1 rRNA gene is annotated in these 2,384 nt (G+C 56.5%); it reads right to left on the reverse strand.

The window, feature by feature from the left end:
• Window positions 1–2,249: ribosomal RNA gene (locus ACFQ88_RS39555) — 23S ribosomal RNA — on the reverse strand; the annotation flags it as partial.
• Window positions 2,250–2,384 lie beyond the last annotated feature (135 nt).

The raw sequence follows: 2,384 nt of genomic DNA on the forward strand, positions 1-2,384 counted from the left end.
GGTATTAAAATTTCACCGGATCTCTCGTTGAGACAGCGCCCAAGTCGTTACGCCATTCGTGCAGGTCGGAACTTACCCGACAAGGAATTTCGCTACCTTAGGATGGTTATAGTTACCACCGCCGTTTACTGGCGCTTAAGTTCTCAGCTTCGCCACACCGAAATGTGACTAACCGGTCCCCTTAACGTTCCAGCACCGGGCAGGCGTCAGTCCGTATACATCGCCTTACGGCTTCGCACGGACCTGTGTTTTTAGTAAACAGTCGCTTCTCGCTGGTCTCTGCGGCCACCCCCAGCTCAAGGAGTAAATCCTATCACCAGTGATGGCCCCCCTTCTCCCGAAGTTACGGGGGCATTTTGCCGAGTTCCTTAACCATAGTTCACCCGAACGCCTCGGTATTCTCTACCTGACCACCTGAGTCGGTTTAGGGTACGGGCCGCCATGAAACTCGCTAGAGGCTTTTCTCGACAGCATAGGATCATCCACTTCACCACAATCGGCTCGGCATCAGGTCTCAGCCTTAATGAGTGACGGATTTGCCTATCACTCGGCCTACACCCTTACCCCGGGACAACCACCGCCCGGGCTGGACTACCTTCCTGCGTCACCCCATCGCTTACCTACTACAAGTCTGGTTCATCGGCTCCACCACTACCCTCAACTCCGAAGAGATCGGGCCGGCTTCACGGACTTAGCATCGCCTGATTCAGTATTGGGCGTTTCAAAGCGGGTACCGGAATATCAACCGGTTGTCCATCGACTACGCCTGTCGGCCTCGCCTTAGGTCCCGACTTACCCTGGGCAGATCAGCTTGACCCAGGAACCCTTAGTCAATCGGCGCACACGTTTCTCACGTGTGTATCGCTACTCATGCCTGCATTCTCACTCGTGAACCGTCCACAACTCGCTTCCGCGGCTGCTTCACCCGGCACACGACGCTCCCCTACCCATCCGTACTCCCGTTGGGGATACATGTACGAATGACACGACTTCGGCGGTACGCTTGAGCCCCGCTACATTGTCGGCGCGGAATCACTTGACCAGTGAGCTATTACGCACTCTTTCAAGGGTGGCTGCTTCTAAGCCAACCTCCTGGTTGTCTCTGCGACTCCACATCCTTTCCCACTTAGCGTACGCTTAGGGGCCTTAGTCGATGCTCTGGGCTGTTTCCCTCTCGACCATGGAGCTTATCCCCCACAGTCTCACTGCCGTGCTCTCACTTACCGGCATTCGGAGTTTGGCTAAGGTCAGTAACCCGGTAGGGCCCATCGCCTATCCTGTGCTCTACCTCCGGCAAGAAACACACGACGCTGCACCTAAATGCATTTCGGGGAGAACCAGCTATCACGGAGTTTGATTGGCCTTTCACCCCTAACCACAGGTCATCCCCCAGGTTTTCAACCCTGGTGGGTTCGGTCCTCCACGAAGTCTTACCTCCGCTTCAACCTGCCCATGGCTAGATCACTCCGCTTCGGGTCTTGAGCGTGCTACTCAAACGCCCTATTCGGACTCGCTTTCGCTACGGCTTCCCCACACGGGTTAACCTCGCAACACACCGCAAACTCGCAGGCTCATTCTTCAAAAGGCACGCAGTCACGACGCAGAGAAGAATCCCTGCGCGACGCTCCCACGGCTTGTAGGCACACGGTTTCAGGTACTATTTCACTCCGCTCCCGCGGTACTTTTCACCATTCCCTCACGGTACTATCCGCTATCGGTCACCAGGGAATATTTAGGCTTAGCGGGTGGTCCCGCCAGATTCACACGGGATTTCTCGGGCCCCGTGCTACTTGGGTGTCTCTCAAACGAGCCGTTGATGTTTCAGCTACGGGGGTCTTACCCTCTACGCCGGACCTTTCGCATGTCCTTCGCCTACATCAACGGTTTCTGACTCGTCTCACAGCCGGCAGACTGTGAAAGAGAGATCCCACAACCCCGCATGCGCAACCCCTGCCGGGTATCACACGCATACGGTTTGGCCTCATCCGGTTTCGCTCGCCACTACTCCCGGAATCACGGTTGTTTTCTCTTCCTGAGGGTACTGAGATGTTTCACTTCCCCTCGTTCCCTCCACACTGCCTATGTGTTCAGCAGCGGGTGACAGCCCATGACGACTGCCGGGTTTCCCCATTCGGAAACCCCCGGATCAAAGCCTGGTTGACGGCTCCCCGGGGACTATCGTGGCCTCCCACGTCCTTCATCGGTTCCTGGTGCCAAGGCATCCACCGTGCGCCCTTAAAAACTTGGCCACAGATGCTCGCGTCCACTGTGTAGTTCTCAAGCAACGACCAGCCACCCATCACCCCACCCTAAAGGGCGAGTTCACTGGGGCCGGCAACTGAAGGCAACCTCGCGGCCATACTGGGGAGCCAGCTTGGTTATCG

Source organism: Paenibacillus sp. NPDC056579, assembly GCF_042793215.1.
Lineage (GTDB): Bacteria > Bacillota > Bacilli > Paenibacillales > NBRC-103111 > Paenibacillus_S.